The organism is Paenibacillus sp. O199 (assembly GCF_001636635.1).
GTDB classification, from domain to species: domain Bacteria; phylum Bacillota; class Bacilli; order Paenibacillales; family Paenibacillaceae; genus Paenibacillus; species Paenibacillus marchantiae.
Genome location: NZ_LGRP01000004.1, coordinates 78,359 through 95,394 on the forward strand (window position 1 = coordinate 78,359; position 17,036 = coordinate 95,394).

The window sequence follows — 17,036 nt, forward strand, 5'->3', positions numbered from 1 at the left end:
CAATTAATTCTTTTTCAGTCATAATAAAGACTGCCGACAGGTGCCGTCAGTCTTTATATATATTATTTAGTTTATCTGAAGCAGACGCACTATTTCACCATCTATTACTTCTTCACTAGTTTTTATAAACCCTAAAGATTCATACAACTTTTCTGCAATTAGATTGTCTGGTCGGTGTCCAATCATGATTCTTCTGCAATTTGAAATACGCATAAGCTGAATCAAAGTTTTCATCGCTGCCTTGCCATAACCTTTTCCTTGATGCTTCTCGTCAATCATTATGGCAGGAATCCAGTAGTTATCATCCTTGTCTGGGTTCGCACAGAATACGAGAAAACCGACTAAAACCTCTTCCGAGTAAATAGCACGTAATTCAAAATCATTAACATATTTAGATTCAGCAATCCAATAAACGACAGGTGCAGGAAAGATATGAAGCTGTTCTGGCTTAACTTTAAGCTGGGTACATTCATACCAATTTTCATTAGACACTGGCTTTAATACAACTACCATTCGGAGTTCCTCCCAAATTTTACTTTGCAGAGGAATTTATCCTCTGCACTTACTTCGGATCCTTCCTAAAAATCATTGCAACATGGTTATTCTTCATACCACATCACTCCTTTCGAAATGAAAAAACTCTAATGTAGGTTATTTGCTATTTTGTTTAATATATCCTTCTTTTATCAGTGAAAATAGATTGAACATATCAATCATTTCAAAACAAATAGTTGAGAAAATGGCCTACTACGCTACAATGGAATGAAATGGAAGTATAAGGAGGTTGCAGATATGATTAATAAACCAAGTGAATTGTTGCGTGGGTTGAAGTCCTTGTCTGGACCTTTTCCAGCTTGGAATACCGAGCTTTTACCGGATCGACCAGGGGATCTTTTTCTGGAATGGCTGAGACTGGCTATAGATTACGGGGTGAAAGAACCTCATGCGATGACGATTTCGACAGTGGATTCGAATGGTTTTCCAGATGCACGAGTATTGATAATGAAAGACGTAGTTGACGAAGCTTTTTATTTTGCATCTGGCTCGGAGAGTCGAAAAGGACAGCAGCTGGAGAACAATCCGTATGTGGCACTGACCTTTTACTGGCCTGCATTGGGCAGACAGATCCGCATAAGGGGAGAAGCCGTGGATATGGGCGAGGAAGCAGGTGCAGCGGATTTTCGGAAAAGATCGGCAGGTGCGCGCGCAGTTGCGATGACAGGACGACAGAGTCAGGAGCTGGAGAGTGAGGAAGAATTGGAACGCGCCATTGCCGCTCAGAAAGAGCGGATCAGCCGGGATTCTGATGTCAGTACACCGAATTGGAGACTGTACGCCGTAAACGCAAAGGAAGTTGAGTTCTGGCAGGGAGACTCGGAACGAAAGCATGTGCGAATTCAATATATTCTGCATCAAGGGCAATGGAAGCATCAGAAGTTATGGCCGTGATTTTATAAAGGGGGGAATTGTGTGAGTCGTAGAACTACAGGGACACTGCTGCTGGTCATAGCGGCATTTCTGTACAGTGTTCGATATTTGAGTGCTGCCATTTTTGGTTCTGGTGTGGCTTCGTGGAATTCGGAATTGTTTCAGGAGATGCTGAATTATGTTGGAACAGCTCCGCGAAATTGGAGTATAGCTGCTTTAATCCTGGGTTTGTTCTATTTAGTATGGGCGGAATATGAAGCAACCAGCTCCAAAACCAAAGAAAGTCTCAAGCGTTTTGTGAGTTATGAATCTGTAGATCAAGAAGCGGGAAGCCAGAACAAAACAGATTAACTGGATAGTGTGATTCCTTATCAGCAACAGTTGCTAAATTAATTTGTATAAGCCGGGGAGGCATACATATGAAGTCCATTGAAAGTTATTTTGACCCATTTCCGATAGTGGAAACTGAACGCTTGCTCCTTAGGCCCATTACCTATGCTGATCTGGATGAGATGTACCGTTATTGTGCGGTTCCTGCTGTATCGGAGTACACAACTTGGGACGCACATCAGAGCAAGGAGGATACCAAAGCCTTTATTGATTTTGTCATGAGTCGATATGAGGTGGATAAGCTGGGGCCATGGGGGATTGAGTATAAACAAACGAAAAAGTTGATTGGCAGCTGCAATTATCTGGGGTGCGACAGCAACAGTATGAGGGTGGAATTAGGTTATGTGTTATCCAATGAGTACTGGGATCGAGGAATTATGACGGAAGCGGTTAGCCGAATCGTTCAATTTGGATTTGAAGACATCGGGTTGGAACGAATTCAGGCTAAATGTCTGGTGGGTAACATCGGCTCCGCAAAGGTCATGGAAAAGACAGGGATGAAATTCGAAGGGATTTTACGCAAGTTTATGAAAATTAAAAACGAAATGCAGGATTTGAAAATGTATGCGATGACCAGAGAAGATTTTCAATCGTTATAACCTGCTGAACATGTTTGAGAGGAATGTTAATGTTGACCAAAGGAATACTATTTGTTGTCCTTTTTATGACTCTTTTAAGTACCTCTGAAGTATCCGATAGTCTGTCCGAAGTCTCTAATCTGTCTCATGCGCCTACGATATTTACAGAAGAAGAATTTAAAGTTCAGAATAAAGCAAAGAATATCACCGTTAAAATCGGAGATACTCGAGCAGAGGTTGAGCAGCAGTTGGGGAAACACGTGGATTATTATTATCATACGAATGTTTACCAGTATAAAGGGATGTGGATTCATTACAAAGAAGGAATTGTGGATGGAATCGTGATCGATGATGCGGCAGCAAAATCAAAAAAATATAAAACGCCAAGTGGCATAGGTTATGGAAGTACAATTCAAGAAGTAATCCAGCAATACGGAAAGAAAGCCTTTATTGATTCTAATCAAAGAAAAGTACGCTCAATTACGTATCTCATGGAGAGAGATAAACAAGGAAACTACAGTGTAATAACGTCATTTGATAAATTCGTACTTGAAGGTGGCTATGAAAATTTGATGATTTTATCCATGGTACTCGATCAGCAAAGTCGTGTGTCGTTCTTGATGATCGCAGACTATGAATTTGCATATCATCCTGAGCATAGATGGACTGAAACTCAATAAAATGGCTGGGGGTTACTCTGTTTTTTTACATCCCAACGTACACAATGTCATATCGTGCATCTACCGAGATCCGCTATAATCTCCAAGTTGAAAAAACATGGATAAGGAATCGGGAGGTACATTGAATTGACAACGAAAAACAGATATAAATCACTTGAGCTTGAAACACCCGGCGTATATGAACTGGAAGGACTGGAGGTCGGCGTGACCTCCAATTGCAATTACAAATGCGACTATTGCTGCGCCTACAATCGGGACGATGGGCAATGCATAAGTGGTCAAGAGGTCATCCGAATCATTCGTGAGCTTCCGCGGCTCAAGCGGGTGCGTTTGTCCGGGGGAGAGGTGACTCTGAAATATCAGGATTGCCTGGAGATTGTGACGTATTGTGGGGAACATGGCATCGACACGCAATTAAATACCAATGCCAGCCTGCTAACGGAAGAACGAATTCATGCTTTGCGGGATGTAGGCTTGTCCAATATTCATATATCTTTTAACTATACAGATCGGGATGCATATGCAGCATATTATCGTGTACATCCGCGCATGTATGAGCGATTGGAGCATAACATTCGTCTTTGTACTGAAGCGGGGCTGGAAACTGTGCTTGAAACGCTGATATTCGAAGGAACCCAAGCGAACATGCAAGCTATTAGCGATAAAGTCTATGAACTGGGTGTGCGCATCCATGAGTTTCAGAACAGCATCGTGATGCCACACAGTAAATGGAGCAAGATTGCCTCCAAGGAGTCCCTCATCCAGTCCGTAAATGATCTGATCAAGCACAAGAAAGAAGATACGACATTATATTTTACCTGTATGGATCGTTTCGCGGAGCAATTGGGGTTACGAGAACAACCGGGTGTGTATTTCTCCAATTGTGTGGATGGGACGAAGCAGCTGCATTTACACGGTAATGGGGATATTCTCATCTGTGAGTTATGCCACCCAGTCGTGATCGGCAATATCTACGAGGGTACGTCTTTGAAGGATATTTATACCAAGCAGCCACAAGCGTTAATGGATTATCTAGAAAAGCAGCCCTGCCCTGCATACGATGCTCTTTTTGCTGGTGAACAGTCCCGTTTATAGAAAGTTGTTTAGCATCGTACTTGTCCCTATTTGGGGTACATATATAGATTGAGATCCATCATTATCACTTATATGGAAGGTTGTCTGATTTCCTCTCGGGGGAAAGGATGACCTTCTTTTTTTGCGTTCAGCCTGTTTCAGATTCATTTAAGCTAGCCCGCCTATGATGAGCCTTAAGAACTTAGATGAAGAGGTGAACTTCACATGATGAAGATCTATCCAAAAACCAACGAGAACGACCCATATAAAAATGCAAAACCAAGGCGCAAATGGCTGATGATCACCCTTGTTATTGTTCTAGGCCTTGGTACCGTGATATACAGCCTGGCAGATCGCTACTTAATCCGGCATGTACAGGTTGTTGTAGCGGATGACAATACATCAGCAACCAGCACCTCCAGCGATACTTCAACCCCGGCGACTGAAGTGAATGCAACGTCAGATGACTGGAACTATTCCAGCAATGATATACAGGTCAAAATCGACAAGGTGCAGACGGGGTCCGGCTCAGATCAGATTACGTATTACGTCGCAGATGTACAGCTGACAGATGCGAGCAGCCTGCGCTCGGCTCTGGCAGATAACAGCTTTGGCACGAATATTACCGAAAACACCTCAGAGATAGCATTGGCCAACAATGCCATCTTTGCGATCAATGGTGACTATTACGGCTTCCGTGATGATGGCGTAATTATTCGCAATGGTACGGTATATCGGGATGATCCGGTGCGTGATGCGATGGCATTGTTCAGTGATGGCACGATGAAGACATATAACGAGACGGAAGTATCCTCATCGGAACTGCTGGCGGAAGGTGCGACCAATACGCTATCTTTTGGACCAATTCTGATTCAGGACGGTGAGATTGTAAGTGACTTCAGCAGTGTGAAAATCGATAACAACTTTGGTAACCGGTCGATCCAGGATGCCAATCCGAGAACTGCAATCGGCATGATCGCCCCGAATCATTATGTATTTGTTGTGGTTGACGGCCGGCAGGATGACAGCCGTGGCATGACGCTGGCAGAGCTTGCCGATGTCATGAAAGGTCTTGGAGCAACGGAAGCCTACAATCTGGACGGCGGCGGTTCATCCACAATGTATTTCATGGGTCGGGTTGTTAATAATCCGCTGGGGAGAAACCAGGAACGCGGCGTAAGTGACATCCTTTATCTGAAAGAGGGACAATGATCATGACCATATTAATTCCATCATACGAACCGGATGTTCGTTTATTGAATCTCGTGTTGCAGTTGCAGACGTTTCAGTTAGGACCCATTGTCATTGTAGATGATGGTAGCGGACCAGGTTACAGGGGGATTTTCGAGACGGCAGAAGCCTATGGGTGTACAGTCCTGACACATACGGTTAATCTGGGCAAGGGACGTGCACTCAAGACAGGATTTCAACATATTAAGGAACATGGCCCACAGGGCGGTATTGTGTGCGCAGACAGTGACGGCCAACATCTGCCGCATGATATCAAACGCATCTTTGATGTACTATTGGAGCAAACGAACCCGGGGATTGTACTGGGAAGCCGTCGGTTCAGTGGAACCATTCCAGCGCGCAGTCGTTTTGGCAACACGGTCACACGAGGTGTCTTTTCTCTCACGACAGGTACGAAAGTATACGATACACAGACAGGCCTGCGAGGTTTTCCGTACTCGATGCTGGACTGGCTGTGCCAGATACCGGGGGAATGATTTGAATATGAAATGAACATGCTGCTAACAGCACATAAAGAAGGGTATGAGATTACAGAGGAGTTTATTGATACGGTCTATCTGGATCATAACAAATCTTCTCATTTTCGCCCATTGGTAGATTCATTCCGCATTTATATGCCGATTCTGATGTTCAGTACGTCTTCGGTGTTATCGGCCTTGATCGATTTTGGCTTACTGTTCGTGATCCAGTATTTCACGCATAATCTGTTCCTATCGGTCGTTGCAGCGAGACTGTGCAGCTCCATCTTCAACTATACGATCAATCGGAAATATGTATTTTCAGCTGGGAAAACGTCCAGAGTCCGTCAGTCTTTACCGAAGTACTTCTCACTGGTCATTCTGGTGCTGTTTTTAAATTACGGATTGTTGTACTTCTACAATGAAAAATTGATTATCCCGCTGATTGCAGCCAAGCTGTTAACAGAGGTATCGATCTTTGTGTTCAGCTATTGGGCGCAGCGCAGATTTGTATATTAACTTTGTATATTAAAACTCATAGACCAAAAGAAGACACGGCCACTCAAAAGAATATCATGCGCTTCTTGGTAATAAAAAAGGTCGAGAACAGGGTAAAGCATACCCCTGTTCTCGACCTTTTGAACTCAAAGGAGGACGAGCGTTACATCAGTTTCTTAATCTCATCCTTCAGAATTTCGGACTGGGTGCCGAAGATGACCTGTACAGCTCCGCCACCAAGCCTCATGATGCCGGAAGCGCCAAGCTGTTTGAGGGCCTGGTCGTTGATGGCTTTGTCGTCTTTAACAACAAGACGGAGGCGAGTGATGCAAGCATCGATGCTCTCGATATTATCTGTTCCACCGATCTCGGCGAGCACTTTGCCAGCCTTGGTGTCGCCAGACGCCGCTGCCACGGCGGAAGCATGAGTGTGGCCATCGGCATCATAAGCGTCATCCTCGCGTCCCGGCGTTTTCAGGTTGAACTTGAGAATCATGAACCGGAACAGGAAATAATAGACGACCGCAAATGCGATTCCGACTGGAATCATGAGCAGCGGATTGGTCGATAGCTTCATGTTCACGAGGTAATCAATCAGACCTGCGGAGAAGGCGAAGCCCAGCTTAACATCCAGCAGGTACATGATCAGTGCCGCTACACCGGTAAGAATAGCGTGCACCACATACAGCAGAGGCGCCGCGAACATGAAGGAGAACTCGAGCGGTTCGGTAATACCCGTTAAGAACGAAGCCACCGCTGCGCCGATAAAGATCGAAGCGACCATTTTGCGCTTTTCAGGCCTGGCTGTATGAATCAAGGCAAGCGCCGCCGCCGGAAGAGCGAACATCATAATCGGGAAGAATCCAGACATGAACATGCCTGCCGTAGGGTCTCCGTTGAAGAAGCGGGTTAGGTCCCCGTGCACGACTTCCCCGGCTGCATTGGTATAATCCCCGATCTGGAACCAGGCGATGGAGTTCAGAACATGATGCAGACCGAGCGGGATGAGCAGGCGGTTGGCGATCATGAACACCATGGAGCCAAAGCCGCCAAAGCCTACAATCCAGGCGCCGAAAGCGCCGATGGCATCCTGAATCGGGCTCCAGATCATGCCGATCAGGATGGCCAACACCAGCATGGAGCCGGCGGTGACCATCGGCACAAAGCGTTTGCCGGAGAAGAAGCCGAGCCAGTCAGGAAGCTTGATATTGTGGTATTTATTATACATATAGGCTGCAAGCAGTCCGGCAAATATCCCGCCCAAAACGCCCGTATCCAGCTTGACATCGTCAGGAATATAACCGAATACACCTGGAACGGCTCCCAGAATCCGTATCAGCACCATATAAGCGATCAGGGCGGAAAGAGCGGCGACCGCATCCCCCGCAAGTCCGATTGCCACCCCGATGGCGAAGATGAGCGCAAGGTTGCCGAAGATCGCCCCCGCTCCCTCATTCATGAATGGAACTACATACTGATTGAGAAATCCCCCTATCACGGGTCCAAGCGGAATGTCCTTTTCATAATTAAGAAGACCCAAGCCTTGAAGAATACCTGCTGCAGGCAGGGTTGCTACAGGAAGCATCAGGGATTTCCCTAGCTTTTGCAATGCTTTCAGCATATTGTTCTTCCTTTCTTTTTTAGATTCATGTTATTTGGGCAAGCTGACTTTCATGATAGTTCCCAAGCCCGCTTCTACGTTGCCATACGTCGGGTGTGACTCCCACGGCTGTTCTGCCGCATTCGCAACGATGACAGGGGTGATGACCGGATAACCAGCCGAAACGATAGCATTCAGGTCAAATTCGATCAGGGTCTGACCGACAGCGACCTGATCCCCGGTCTGCACTTGGGGTGTGAAGCCCTGTCCTTTCAGACTGACAGTATTCATACCGATATGCAGCAGCAGCTGTAGCCCAGAAGCATGCTCAATCATTACGGCATGATGCGATTTAATCAGGTGCACCACAGTGCCGTCGATAGGTGCGACCAGCCTGCCCTCCTGGGGAATCACTGCAACTCCTGGACCCATTAGTCCTTGCGCGAACGCTTCGTCAGGCACTTCTTCCAAACTGACGCAGGTTCCGGTGAGTGGGGAGACGACGGATATTGTCTCAGATGTTTTGGCAGATTTATTGTTTTTCCATTTCCAGATCATTGTGTGTTATCCTCTCTGTTGTTGGTTTTGGCTTGGGTTTGAAAAAGCCGGTATAAATGCATGGCGAGAAAAGCCGTTTCTTCCTCGGGTACCTCTGTACCCAAATCCTCGGCCATTACAGCACTTAGCTTTCTGGCCAGCTGGTATTCGGACGGATATTCATTTTTCACATATTGTGCGAAGGTGGGGGCCGTCATCGGCTGCTGATACAGGCGTTCCATGGAGAAGCGCAGGTGTATCAGGAGTCTTGCCTGGCTAAGGCTGCCCTGCTCAAAGCGAACGCCACCCTGCTCTTCAATAATGGACTGAAGCTTGCTGATCACATTGGATACCTTAACCAACTGTCCGACAGGGACGTGATTCACGGAGGAGTACACATGGTATGTCAGGAACCCGGCCTCATCCTCCGGTACCTCTACGCCAAATGCCTCTCCGATCATGGCCGCCGCTTCCGAGGCGATTTCGAATTCTTTCGGAAAACTGAGCTTTGTCTCCGTGAGGAAAGGATTCAGAATCTCCATCCCGTTGCGGATACGATATAAGGTGAACTGAATATGACTTGGAAGAGCAAGGTAGATCTTGTCATTCAGCTTGCCAGGAAACTGATCAGCGATGAGACGGATAATCTGATCAGAGATGTCGATGACATTGGGGTCCAAGTCCTTCATCAACTCCTGCGCCTGCCCCCACTCCTCCCGGTCCTCCAGCCGGAACCTTTTCTCAATCCGCGGATCATTGGACTGAATGGTGCTTTCCACCTTGAACGCAAATCCCAACCCTTTGCCGATCAGTACGTACTCCTTGGTATTCTGGTGCGACCGGGCCAGAACAATATTGCTGCCGACGACCCGCTCCACCTGCAGCATCATTCCTTTACTCACGGTTCACCGCCTCCTCGTTTCTAAAGTTAACGCTTCCAGGTCTCCGGAACGCAAAAAGAGCCAAGAAGCGAGTATAGTCTCATGTTCGCTTCTTGGCTCATGCCCTCTGGGGTGGTAACACGCCAATTCATTTTATGTTTTTATGCAGAACGTTCTTCCTACATAATATAGAAGCTGATCTGCCGCCGTCAACCATAATTTTGTCATCCGTTTGTTCGTCGTTTAATATAGGGGATGTGTAAATGAAAAGCTACCTTCGCCATGAAAGACTGATGCGGGGAAGCAACTGCGTCTATTCGGCTTCGATGCTCATGGATTATCTGACGGACTGCGCGCTTCTCGGGCACACCCGCTTTTAGCATATGAACGCTTTGCAATCCGATCCAGACTATCAGAGGGTCAACGAAATCAAGCGATTCCCGGACGAAAGCACGTGACGAACGGCCTCAATCCCCGCTATCAAGGTCGTCCTTGGTACAAGGTGTGGCAGGAACGGGAGAACTCATCCACATTCCGAATTCATGTTAAAAAGATATGGGAGGAATAATTTATGGTTCCACAACGAGTGAGTCTGGTCACCATTGGTGCAATGCATCTGCCTGAGCTGCGTTCGTTCTATCAGAAGCTTGGGTGGAGTGAGACCGCAATCAGTTCAGATCAATACAGTGTTTTTGAAACAACAGGTGTATTGCTATCGTTATATCCCATTCAGGAGCTGGAGAAAGATACGGGGATGATATTCAGTGTATCTGATGGGTTGAAAGGAACGCTGCTGGCCATCAATGTGGATCAAGCGGAAGACGTTGACGATACCATTGTGAATATCCGCGCTGCCGGAGGCAATGTAATCAGAGAGCCATATGACGCTGCCTGGGGCGGGAGAATCGCTTATTTCCTGGACCCGGAGAATAACTGCTGGGAAGTCACTTGGAATCCAACCGCCGTATTTGATGAAAAAGGAGCCATGATCACATTTTAGGGTGAAATGAGTGTGACCGGATGTTGAATCGTGTTCGCAAAGATTTGCGTTATTATCTTCAGGAACATCAGGATCGGAACAACCTCATCTTGCATTATTTCGCATTTTTATCGGCGTTTGCGGCTTGGATTTTCTTGTTTATAAATTTTAAAGTCATGCTGGTTCTGGCACTTATCCATTACGCCCTTTCCTGGATTGGGCACTTCTATTTCGAAGGCAACAAACCGGCGGCATTCCGATATCCGCATATCGGTTTTTATGCCGGGTTCACCTGGTTTTTTATCAGGACCATTGAGATCATCACCCGCAAAGAAATCATCCATCCGTGGATCAATAAACAGGACTGAAACCACAGGAGTCGAACTTTATAAAATAGGAGTGTGTCTATGTATCTTCGAAGTGTGGAGTTACTGTCTGCTAAAGTCGAGAATCCGGATCAATATCCGTTTCACATACCGTCCATACAGTCTCTGGAGCGATTGGAATTCAACAATAACATTACTTTCTTTGTTGGTGAGAATGGATCGGGTAAGTCCACACTGCTCGAAGGTATCGCTCATCAATGTGGATTTAACACAGCAGGGGGCGGGAAAAATAATGCATTTGAGATTGATGCTGCTGAATCATCATTAGGTGACTATTTGCGGCTATCCTGGTTGCCCAAAATCACGAATGGTTTCTTCATGCGCTCGGAGTCCTTTTATCAATTTGCATCGCATGTAGATGAATTGGGGCCGGAGTCGCTCAAGTATTATGGTGGGCGTTCGTTGCATGAACAATCCCACGGGGAGTCTTTTCTCAATCTGTTCGTGAACCGATTCAATTCCAAAGGCATTTATCTGCTCGATGAGCCCGAAGCCGCCTTATCGCCAGCCCGTCAACTCTCCTTATTGCGCATTCTTCATGATCTATCAGGCACTTCCCAATTCATTATCGCGACGCATTCGCCGATTCTATTGGGTTATCCGGGTGCACGCATTTTGAGTTTTGACGATGGTGGTATTCAGGACGTAGAGTATGAAGATACAGAACATTATCAGATCACCCGCAGTTTCCTGGAAAATCGCAACCGGATGCTGAATGAGTTGTTCAAGGATTAGTGAAGGAGTGACTCATGTGCGTACAATTAATCTCTCTGATCCATATATGACAGTTATCATTCAGCAGCCGAAGACCAAAGAAGAGGTTAAGAAAATATTGCTAGGATTAAAAAAGTGTGCAGAAGAAGATTCAGATTTCGTGGTATATACCCAGGATACTCGGAAGCAGATCATTATTGCGGGACAAGGGGAACAGCAATTGCATGGAACAATCGGACGTCTAAGAGATGAGTTTGGTTTGGAGATAGATGCTCTGAAACCGCAGGTTCTCTATAAGACATCGATACAAGAAACAGTTCAATCCGAAGGAAGATATGTTAGACAGACGGGAGGGATACATCAGTACGGTCACTGTTGGATCGAGCTTGAACCCAAATCAAGGGATAGCGGTTTTGAGTTTATAAATAAAATTATCGATGATTATGTCATACCTGATGAATATATTCCCCCGGTCAGAAGCGGAATCGAAGAAATGATGATCAGAGGTATATTCGGCCATTTTCCAGTGGTAGATGTAAAAGTAACGCTGTTCGATGGATCGTTTCATTCATTCGATTCGAAAGTAATGTCGTTTAAAATTGCTGCATCCTTGGCATTCCGTGATGGTTTTAAACGAGCCAACCCCGTACTTCTTGAACCTGTAATGAAGGTATCCATGACTACTATGAAAAGCCAAATTCCAGTTTACTTGGAAGTGTTACCTTCACTTAGAGCACGAAACATAAACTTTGATTCTGAAAATGGGAAGAGCATAATCACGGCAGATATTCCTTTAAAAGAATGGTTGAGTTTCCATGAGCAATGTCATGAATTACCTGTAACAAATGATCATTATTCAATCGAGTTTGGATATTACGACGTAGTTCCAGTGCATCTTTACGAAACAATAATCCAAGAATCAAACCTAGAAGATGCGTACTATACCGATTTGTTTGGCTGGGAGAAGTGGGGCAAGGAAAACGAGGAAAGGTATTTGAACGATTTCGTAGAGACATTTTGGGAGGAGGGGAGTCGAATATGAGTACAAAATTGGTGCTGTTGGACCAACTCGCTGCCTGTCATCATGACAAGAGCTGGTTTGTCCCGCTGGATGAGATGTTACGTGATGTAACCGCTACGCAGGCCTTATCGCTGAATGATGAGGGGCAATCCATCTGGAGGTTGGTGAATCATCTGACTTTCTGGAATGAAACTTGGTTGGATCGGTTCATTAAGGGTGAAGTGGTTATGGACAATAGCATAGATAATGATGAGACGTTCATTATTAACCCATCCCAGGTAAGTGAAGAAGATTGGCAGAAAAGCATTGCACACGTTGGTGCAACATTTAGTCGCTGGATACAGGCTGTAGAGGAATGTGATGATGCAAAATTAGGGATGACCATCCCATCGTACTTCAATGCCCCATGGTGGAATGTCATATCCAATCTGTGTATTCATAATGCGTATCATATTGGACAGATCATGATGCTGAGAAAGAAAGTAAGAGGAGAGATGATATGAAAATAGGTTTACTGATCGTGGATATGCAAGAGAGTATTGTACGAGATAAGTTAGATCAAAAAGCTATAGACCGCGCTTGTGAATATATCAATCATGTTGCAGACGTGCTTCGTTCGAGCGGTCATGTGGTCGTTCATGTACAAGACGTGGAAGGGATGGAGAATTCAAATTCTGAGGCGTATCGTATTATTTCTGAGGTTGATGTGACTGAGAAGGATCTGACAGTGACGAAGGAGAGTTCCAATGCATTCTGGCAAACAGACTTGGAGCAGATTCTGAAGAGTCACGGTGTTGAGCTGTTGATCATTTCGGGATTTGCCGCCGAAGAATGTGTTTTGTTTACCTATAATGGCGCGATGGAGCGAGGATTTAGACCGGTCATGTTGCAAAATGGGATTCTAAGTACGCATTCCGAAGCGGTGATTTCAACCTATAGAGACCGGAATGTGATTTCTTATCCTGTAGTTAATTATCTAATCAAATAAGTGAGATTACTCATGGACGCGACGATGTCGTGTCCGTTTTTGGTTGAACATATCCTTTTATGATGGGAAGGATTCTTCATCGTTTAAATTAAACTTTACCTATATTTACTGGAGTTGAAGCGATACATTTAAGTGGTAAGCAGGGGCGTGTTATGCAACTAAAGATGGGGAATTGCGGTTTATTAATAAGTGAGGTGTAATGACATGAATGTACAGATCACCAGAATCGATAAAAGTCAGAAAGAATTATTTTTAAACTTATACAACCTTTATCTGTATGATCTTTCCGAATTCTCGGGGGAGGATTTGCTAGAAGAGGGGAAATTCGATCCAACGAATACCTATCTCTATCTGGAACGGGCGGAATTACATCCGTTTTTTATCCATTATGATGGAATGGTAATCGGATTTTTGCTGGTTTGCTCTCCTCCTTATGTAGATGAGGATATCGACTTTACAGTTCAAGAACTGTTTCTGGTCAAAAAGTATCGTGGACAAGGATTGGCGGCTCAAGCGGTTGATCTGGTGTTTGCACAATTTCAGGGCAGATTCAAAGTGGAGCAATTGGCTAATAACCAATCGGCTGTTTCATTCTGGAGAAAATATTATGAACAACATCACATTGAATATGTAGAGTCTGAGTATAGCATTGAAATTGAAAACATCGCTGGCAGCCATCGGATTCTGTCTCAAACCTTTGTACGTGCAAGAACGGAGTAGTCACTATTTCAATCTAACTCTTTCCATGTTCAAGAAGGTTCTGTCTCCTCCCTACTTTGGGAGTCTGACAGGATCTTTTTTATGTTTTGTCTAGCCCAAAAGGAGTTGAAAGTAGATCATTCTGAGCTTATATAATAACTTCGTATTTACCAATACATGGGTTATGATGAATGAAAAGGGGACCACGAGAGAAAACGGGGGTTCGGAAGCATGCCTATTCATAATTTTGTTATTGAAAATAAGTCGGAAATCAATGAATCTATCTACACCTCCTACTCATGGGATGCTCATGGAGTTATACATAAAAGTGGACTAATGGCAGAGGAACATGCTGACTTGGAAGATGAGTTCATTGCATACATTCATGATTCTCTTAACTGGCTGAATACATGGAACCCATCTACCTGTAAAAGATGTAGTGGACTGAACAACTATGGGATAACGGTTATTGAAGAAAAAGATGCTTTGTCGAAGTTTCATCAACTAATTCGCGCATGGATTGATGTATTCAACCTTGCTCCTGATCAGATCAATCTTACAGGAGATTATTGTTTTGATGGAAATGAACAGAGGGGCTATTATGAGAAACTCATGTATAACAGAGTTGAATTGATAAACGAATTAAATAAGCTTGCGAATATGGCAAAAGATGCTGAGGTAAATGGGAAATGCATTTTGCATTTTGGTATTTGATCCATTAAAGTGGTTTTCATATGGAACATAGCTTCTGACTATAAGGAGAAGTGAACCATTTGAAAAGAGACGAGTAAAGAGGGGAGAAATGGAACAGAACAAAATTTCAGCATACCAAACATTAATATACCAAGCGTTTTTAGATATACGTGTGATTGCATCCAAGTTAGCATATTCCTCAATTGAAGATGTCGAGGATACCAAAAGAAATGGTTTGCTCATATTTTATATGACAAACGCTTTTCACAATCTTGCATTATCAATTGCTGAGGGTACAAATTCAATTTATGAAGATGACTTCTGGAGTAGAATAAAGTTTATTAATGAGAAATTTCCTGAGTCGACACAGTATAAAGAAATATTTAATCAGTTGATTCAAAATTCAGATGATTAAAATATGAATCCCTTAAGTCATACATTTAAGTTGCAGTAGTAACCCATCATCTTTGGCATATGGAAGAGTAAAGGAGAGTCCTATGAACCAGTTTTCAGTGCCTGATTCGATTGCGGATTCTGTAGAATCATTAAGAATGACAAACACCTCCACTCAAATTTTTTTCGAACTTTTAGTTCTAAGTGGGTCGCAGACTGCAACAATTGATCGAGAAAAAGAATTTATCATTTGGCTTGCGCAACACGACCAAAATTGTGTAGGCCGTGGGAACGTTGGGTTTAATATGGATGAAATGCCATGGACAGAAGAAGATTTTTATCCTATGAAACAATTCTTGTTAAAGACAGTCGAAGGGGCGATACATAAAACGGGATGGGCTGTTTTGAATTATGAGCCCAGTGTGAAATGGAGCAACATCACATTTCAGCATTTCTATCAAATGATTGAAAGTTTTGAGCAAAAACATGTAAATTCTCAAAATTACCTCGAATGGATAACACCTTATGAAGGTGACGAGGTGCCAACGATCCCAGAGGGCTATCCAATGTGTAATCAGCATTCGGTGTATTTATCATGTTTTGGATGTATCATCTGCAATTCTTTATAATGTAAATCCCTGAGTTTATTATATTTAGGAGGATTATTATGCCTTGGCCTATGGTTCATTTTGCAATCGCATCGGAATTATTATCTGATCCAACCCCTGAATTTATAGTGGGAAGTCTTGCCCCTGACTCCATTCATGTTAGAACGAATGAAAGAGCCGAAAAGGCAAAAACTCATCTCATGCCAGAGGCAGGACGTTTCGCAACAGACGAAGAGCTCAGGGCATTTTTCAATTCAAACAAGAAACGTGCGCAGAGTGAGCCTAAGTTCATGCAATATTTGTTCGGGTACATCGCCCATGTATATACGGATCGTGTATGGACTTTCGAGATTTATCCTGCATATGAAGTTCATCCGAGTGGACGAAGTATTTATACGCAGGATGTTACGAAGCTGGAATTTATGATTTTGAGAAGAGGGTCTGATGGCCAGGATTTATTGAATAAGCTGGAAGCAGGTCAAGCGTTTGACTTAGGTGGATTGCTGGAGCAAGAGGTGTATCAGTATAGAAAAGAAAAAGTAGACTTTTTGAATAACTTTGAAAATGAGCCCTTAGATGATTTGAACATTTTATCTATGGAAGCTATAGAAGAGTTTATACAAACAACGGCCCAAAGACTTAGACAATTGTTTGCAAAGTGGGAGGTATTCTAAATGAAAAAACGGATTAGACTCACCCCATATAATGAAAAGTACGATCAAGACTTGGCTAATTTTTCATTAAGTGATGAACAGGTTCAATTTACTGCAATGCCTGTGAATGTAATTGAGGAAGCCTTCCATAATCCGAACAAATATCCGGTAGTGATTTTAAATGATGAGACTACAGTTGGTTTCTTCATATTACATAAAAATTCTGAATACGTAGAGGAAAGAGATACTTCCCGTACAATACTGGTACGTGCTTTATCCATTACGTTGGAACATCAGGGGAACGGGTATGCACTGGCTGCGATGAGGGAACTTCCTACACTGGTTAAGCAGCTTGATCCGAAGGTCGATGAAATTATTTTAGCTGTGAACGAGGGGAATATTGCAGCACAAAAGCTGTATCTAAAAGCAGGTTTTCTGGATATGGGCGAGCGGAAAATGGGCATCAATGGTCTTCAACTAATTTTGCAATATAGAATGGTGTAGGGGATGAAGTACGGCAAACAGGA

General features: G+C 44.0%; 24 protein-coding genes and 1 pseudogene. 21 read left to right on the top strand and 4 right to left on the bottom strand.

Annotated elements, in window-relative coordinates:
• Positions 1 to 66: 66 nt before the first annotated feature.
• Positions 67 to 513, bottom strand: a complete 447-nt coding sequence (locus A6049_RS07560) for a GNAT family N-acetyltransferase (protein WP_095206008.1) — start codon at positions 511 to 513, stop codon at positions 67 to 69.
• Positions 514 to 792: 279 nt separating this feature from the next.
• On the opposite strand from A6049_RS07560, the gene A6049_RS07565 reads away from it, so the two are divergent.
• From A6049_RS07565 to A6049_RS33965, 8 genes are all read left to right on the top strand, one after another.
• A complete protein-coding gene (locus A6049_RS07565; RefSeq protein ID WP_063564068.1) occupies positions 793 to 1,449 on the top strand; it encodes a pyridoxine/pyridoxamine 5'-phosphate oxidase in 657 nt (218 codons plus the stop codon).
• Between the two features lie 21 nt (positions 1,450 to 1,470).
• Complete coding sequence (locus A6049_RS07570; RefSeq protein ID WP_063564069.1) at positions 1,471 to 1,779, top strand: hypothetical protein; 309 nt, start codon at positions 1,471 to 1,473, stop codon at positions 1,777 to 1,779.
• A gap of 68 nt (positions 1,780 to 1,847) precedes the next feature.
• Entirely contained in the window at positions 1,848 to 2,417 is a 570-nt protein-coding gene (locus A6049_RS07575) for a GNAT family N-acetyltransferase (protein WP_063564070.1), read from the top strand.
• Between the two features lie 29 nt (positions 2,418 to 2,446).
• On the top strand, positions 2,447 to 3,076 hold the full coding sequence (locus tag A6049_RS07580) for a hypothetical protein (protein WP_063564071.1): 630 nt from the start codon (positions 2,447 to 2,449) through the stop codon (positions 3,074 to 3,076).
• Positions 3,077 to 3,202: 126 nt separating this feature from the next.
• Positions 3,203 to 4,171 carry a radical SAM protein gene (locus A6049_RS07585; RefSeq protein WP_063564072.1) on the top strand — a complete coding sequence of 323 codons (969 nt, stop codon included), beginning with the start codon at positions 3,203 to 3,205 and terminating at the stop codon, positions 4,169 to 4,171.
• A 204-nt stretch (positions 4,172 to 4,375) separates the two neighbouring features.
• Positions 4,376 to 5,362, top strand: a complete 987-nt coding sequence (locus tag A6049_RS07590; protein ID WP_063564073.1) for a phosphodiester glycosidase family protein — start codon at positions 4,376 to 4,378, stop codon at positions 5,360 to 5,362.
• Positions 5,363 to 5,364: 2 nt separating this feature from the next.
• Complete coding sequence (locus A6049_RS33960) at positions 5,365 to 5,877, top strand: glycosyltransferase family 2 protein (RefSeq protein WP_240321342.1); 513 nt, start codon at positions 5,365 to 5,367, stop codon at positions 5,875 to 5,877.
• Between the two features lie 12 nt (positions 5,878 to 5,889).
• Positions 5,890 to 6,378 carry a GtrA family protein gene (locus A6049_RS33965; protein WP_240321343.1) on the top strand — a complete coding sequence of 163 codons (489 nt, stop codon included), beginning with the start codon at positions 5,890 to 5,892 and terminating at the stop codon, positions 6,376 to 6,378.
• Between the two features lie 142 nt (positions 6,379 to 6,520).
• On the opposite strand, the gene A6049_RS07600 is transcribed toward A6049_RS33965, so the two are convergent.
• The 3 genes from A6049_RS07600 to A6049_RS07610 are packed head-to-tail and all read right to left on the bottom strand — an operon-like array spanning position 6,521 to position 9,396.
• The gene (locus A6049_RS07600) at positions 6,521 to 7,978 is read right to left on the bottom strand and encodes a PTS transporter subunit EIIC (RefSeq protein WP_063564074.1); all 1,458 of its coding nucleotides are present in this window, start codon (positions 7,976 to 7,978) and stop codon (positions 6,521 to 6,523) included.
• 30 nt (positions 7,979 to 8,008) lie between these two features.
• Positions 8,009 to 8,515 (bottom strand): PTS sugar transporter subunit IIA, encoded by a 507-nt coding sequence (locus A6049_RS07605; RefSeq protein ID WP_063564075.1) that lies wholly within the window; start codon positions 8,513 to 8,515, stop codon positions 8,009 to 8,011.
• On the bottom strand, positions 8,512 to 9,396 hold the full coding sequence (locus A6049_RS07610) for a PRD domain-containing protein (RefSeq protein ID WP_240321344.1): 885 nt from the start codon (positions 9,394 to 9,396) through the stop codon (positions 8,512 to 8,514). The genes A6049_RS07605 and A6049_RS07610 overlap by 4 nt, the downstream gene beginning before the upstream one ends.
• A 278-nt stretch (positions 9,397 to 9,674) precedes the next feature.
• Here A6049_RS07610 and A6049_RS34545 point away from each other — a divergent pair.
• The 13 genes and pseudogenes from A6049_RS34545 to A6049_RS07670 form a co-directional block, all read left to right on the top strand.
• Positions 9,675 to 9,830: pseudogene (locus A6049_RS34545) on the top strand (IS1380 family transposase); the annotation flags it as partial.
• Positions 9,831 to 9,946: 116 nt separating this feature from the next.
• Positions 9,947 to 10,375 carry a VOC family protein gene (locus tag A6049_RS07615; protein ID WP_063564076.1) on the top strand — a complete coding sequence of 143 codons (429 nt, stop codon included), beginning with the start codon at positions 9,947 to 9,949 and terminating at the stop codon, positions 10,373 to 10,375.
• A 20-nt stretch (positions 10,376 to 10,395) separates the two neighbouring features.
• Entirely contained in the window at positions 10,396 to 10,722 is a 327-nt protein-coding gene (locus A6049_RS07620; protein ID WP_063564077.1) for a DUF962 domain-containing protein, read from the top strand.
• A 39-nt stretch (positions 10,723 to 10,761) separates the two neighbouring features.
• Entirely contained in the window at positions 10,762 to 11,475 is a 714-nt protein-coding gene (locus tag A6049_RS07625) for an AAA family ATPase (RefSeq protein ID WP_063564078.1), read from the top strand.
• Between the two features lie 16 nt (positions 11,476 to 11,491).
• A complete protein-coding gene (locus tag A6049_RS07630; RefSeq protein WP_063564079.1) occupies positions 11,492 to 12,496 on the top strand; it encodes a translation factor GTPase family protein in 1,005 nt (334 codons plus the stop codon).
• Complete coding sequence (locus tag A6049_RS07635) at positions 12,493 to 12,978, top strand: DinB family protein (RefSeq protein ID WP_063564080.1); 486 nt, start codon at positions 12,493 to 12,495, stop codon at positions 12,976 to 12,978. Before A6049_RS07630 ends, A6049_RS07635 begins: the two co-directional genes overlap by 4 nt.
• The gene (locus tag A6049_RS07640) at positions 12,975 to 13,463 is read left to right on the top strand and encodes a cysteine hydrolase family protein (RefSeq protein WP_063564081.1); all 489 of its coding nucleotides are present in this window, start codon (positions 12,975 to 12,977) and stop codon (positions 13,461 to 13,463) included. Before A6049_RS07635 ends, A6049_RS07640 begins: the two co-directional genes overlap by 4 nt.
• A gap of 204 nt (positions 13,464 to 13,667) precedes the next feature.
• Positions 13,668 to 14,183 carry a GNAT family N-acetyltransferase gene (locus A6049_RS07645; RefSeq protein WP_063564082.1) on the top strand — a complete coding sequence of 172 codons (516 nt, stop codon included), beginning with the start codon at positions 13,668 to 13,670 and terminating at the stop codon, positions 14,181 to 14,183.
• A gap of 210 nt (positions 14,184 to 14,393) precedes the next feature.
• On the top strand, positions 14,394 to 14,876 hold the full coding sequence (locus A6049_RS07650) for a hypothetical protein (RefSeq protein WP_063564083.1): 483 nt from the start codon (positions 14,394 to 14,396) through the stop codon (positions 14,874 to 14,876).
• An 88-nt stretch (positions 14,877 to 14,964) separates the two neighbouring features.
• A complete protein-coding gene (locus A6049_RS07655; protein WP_063564084.1) occupies positions 14,965 to 15,270 on the top strand; it encodes a hypothetical protein in 306 nt (101 codons plus the stop codon).
• Positions 15,271 to 15,352: 82 nt separating this feature from the next.
• A complete protein-coding gene (locus A6049_RS07660; protein WP_063564085.1) occupies positions 15,353 to 15,877 on the top strand; it encodes a hypothetical protein in 525 nt (174 codons plus the stop codon).
• Between the two features lie 38 nt (positions 15,878 to 15,915).
• Complete coding sequence (locus A6049_RS07665; protein ID WP_063564086.1) at positions 15,916 to 16,530, top strand: zinc dependent phospholipase C family protein; 615 nt, start codon at positions 15,916 to 15,918, stop codon at positions 16,528 to 16,530.
• Positions 16,531 to 17,013 (top strand): GNAT family N-acetyltransferase, encoded by a 483-nt coding sequence (locus A6049_RS07670; protein ID WP_063564087.1) that lies wholly within the window; start codon positions 16,531 to 16,533, stop codon positions 17,011 to 17,013.
• The last annotated feature ends 23 nt before the right edge of the window (positions 17,014 to 17,036 follow it).

Bases quoted from the DNA above. Each gene is read 5' to 3' on its own strand.
- A6049_RS07560 (WP_095206008.1), bottom strand. From the start codon at position 513: ATGGTAGTTGTATTAAAGCCAGTGTCTAATGAAAATTGGTATGAATGT.
- A6049_RS07565 (WP_063564068.1), top strand. From the start codon at position 793: ATGATTAATAAACCAAGTGAATTGTTGCGTGGGTTGAAGTCCTTGTCT.
- A6049_RS07575 (WP_063564070.1), top strand. From the start codon at position 1,848: ATGAAGTCCATTGAAAGTTATTTTGACCCATTTCCGATAGTGGAAACT.
- A6049_RS07580 (WP_063564071.1), top strand. From the start codon at position 2,447: ATGTTGACCAAAGGAATACTATTTGTTGTCCTTTTTATGACTCTTTTA.
- A6049_RS07590 (WP_063564073.1), top strand. From the start codon at position 4,376: ATGATGAAGATCTATCCAAAAACCAACGAGAACGACCCATATAAAAAT.
- A6049_RS33960 (WP_240321342.1), top strand. From the start codon at position 5,365: ATGACCATATTAATTCCATCATACGAACCGGATGTTCGTTTATTGAAT.
- A6049_RS33965 (WP_240321343.1), top strand. From the start codon at position 5,890: ATGAACATGCTGCTAACAGCACATAAAGAAGGGTATGAGATTACAGAG.
- A6049_RS07600 (WP_063564074.1), bottom strand. From the start codon at position 7,978: ATGCTGAAAGCATTGCAAAAGCTAGGGAAATCCCTGATGCTTCCTGTA.
- A6049_RS07605 (WP_063564075.1), bottom strand. From the start codon at position 8,515: ATGATCTGGAAATGGAAAAACAATAAATCTGCCAAAACATCTGAGACA.
- A6049_RS07615 (WP_063564076.1), top strand. From the start codon at position 9,947: ATGGTTCCACAACGAGTGAGTCTGGTCACCATTGGTGCAATGCATCTG.
- A6049_RS07620 (WP_063564077.1), top strand. From the start codon at position 10,396: ATGTTGAATCGTGTTCGCAAAGATTTGCGTTATTATCTTCAGGAACAT.
- A6049_RS07625 (WP_063564078.1), top strand. From the start codon at position 10,762: ATGTATCTTCGAAGTGTGGAGTTACTGTCTGCTAAAGTCGAGAATCCG.
- A6049_RS07635 (WP_063564080.1), top strand. From the start codon at position 12,493: ATGAGTACAAAATTGGTGCTGTTGGACCAACTCGCTGCCTGTCATCAT.
- A6049_RS07640 (WP_063564081.1), top strand. From the start codon at position 12,975: ATGAAAATAGGTTTACTGATCGTGGATATGCAAGAGAGTATTGTACGA.
- A6049_RS07645 (WP_063564082.1), top strand. From the start codon at position 13,668: ATGAATGTACAGATCACCAGAATCGATAAAAGTCAGAAAGAATTATTT.
- A6049_RS07650 (WP_063564083.1), top strand. From the start codon at position 14,394: ATGCCTATTCATAATTTTGTTATTGAAAATAAGTCGGAAATCAATGAA.
- A6049_RS07655 (WP_063564084.1), top strand. From the start codon at position 14,965: ATGGAACAGAACAAAATTTCAGCATACCAAACATTAATATACCAAGCG.
- A6049_RS07660 (WP_063564085.1), top strand. From the start codon at position 15,353: ATGAACCAGTTTTCAGTGCCTGATTCGATTGCGGATTCTGTAGAATCA.
- A6049_RS07665 (WP_063564086.1), top strand. From the start codon at position 15,916: ATGCCTTGGCCTATGGTTCATTTTGCAATCGCATCGGAATTATTATCT.
- A6049_RS07670 (WP_063564087.1), top strand. From the start codon at position 16,531: ATGAAAAAACGGATTAGACTCACCCCATATAATGAAAAGTACGATCAA.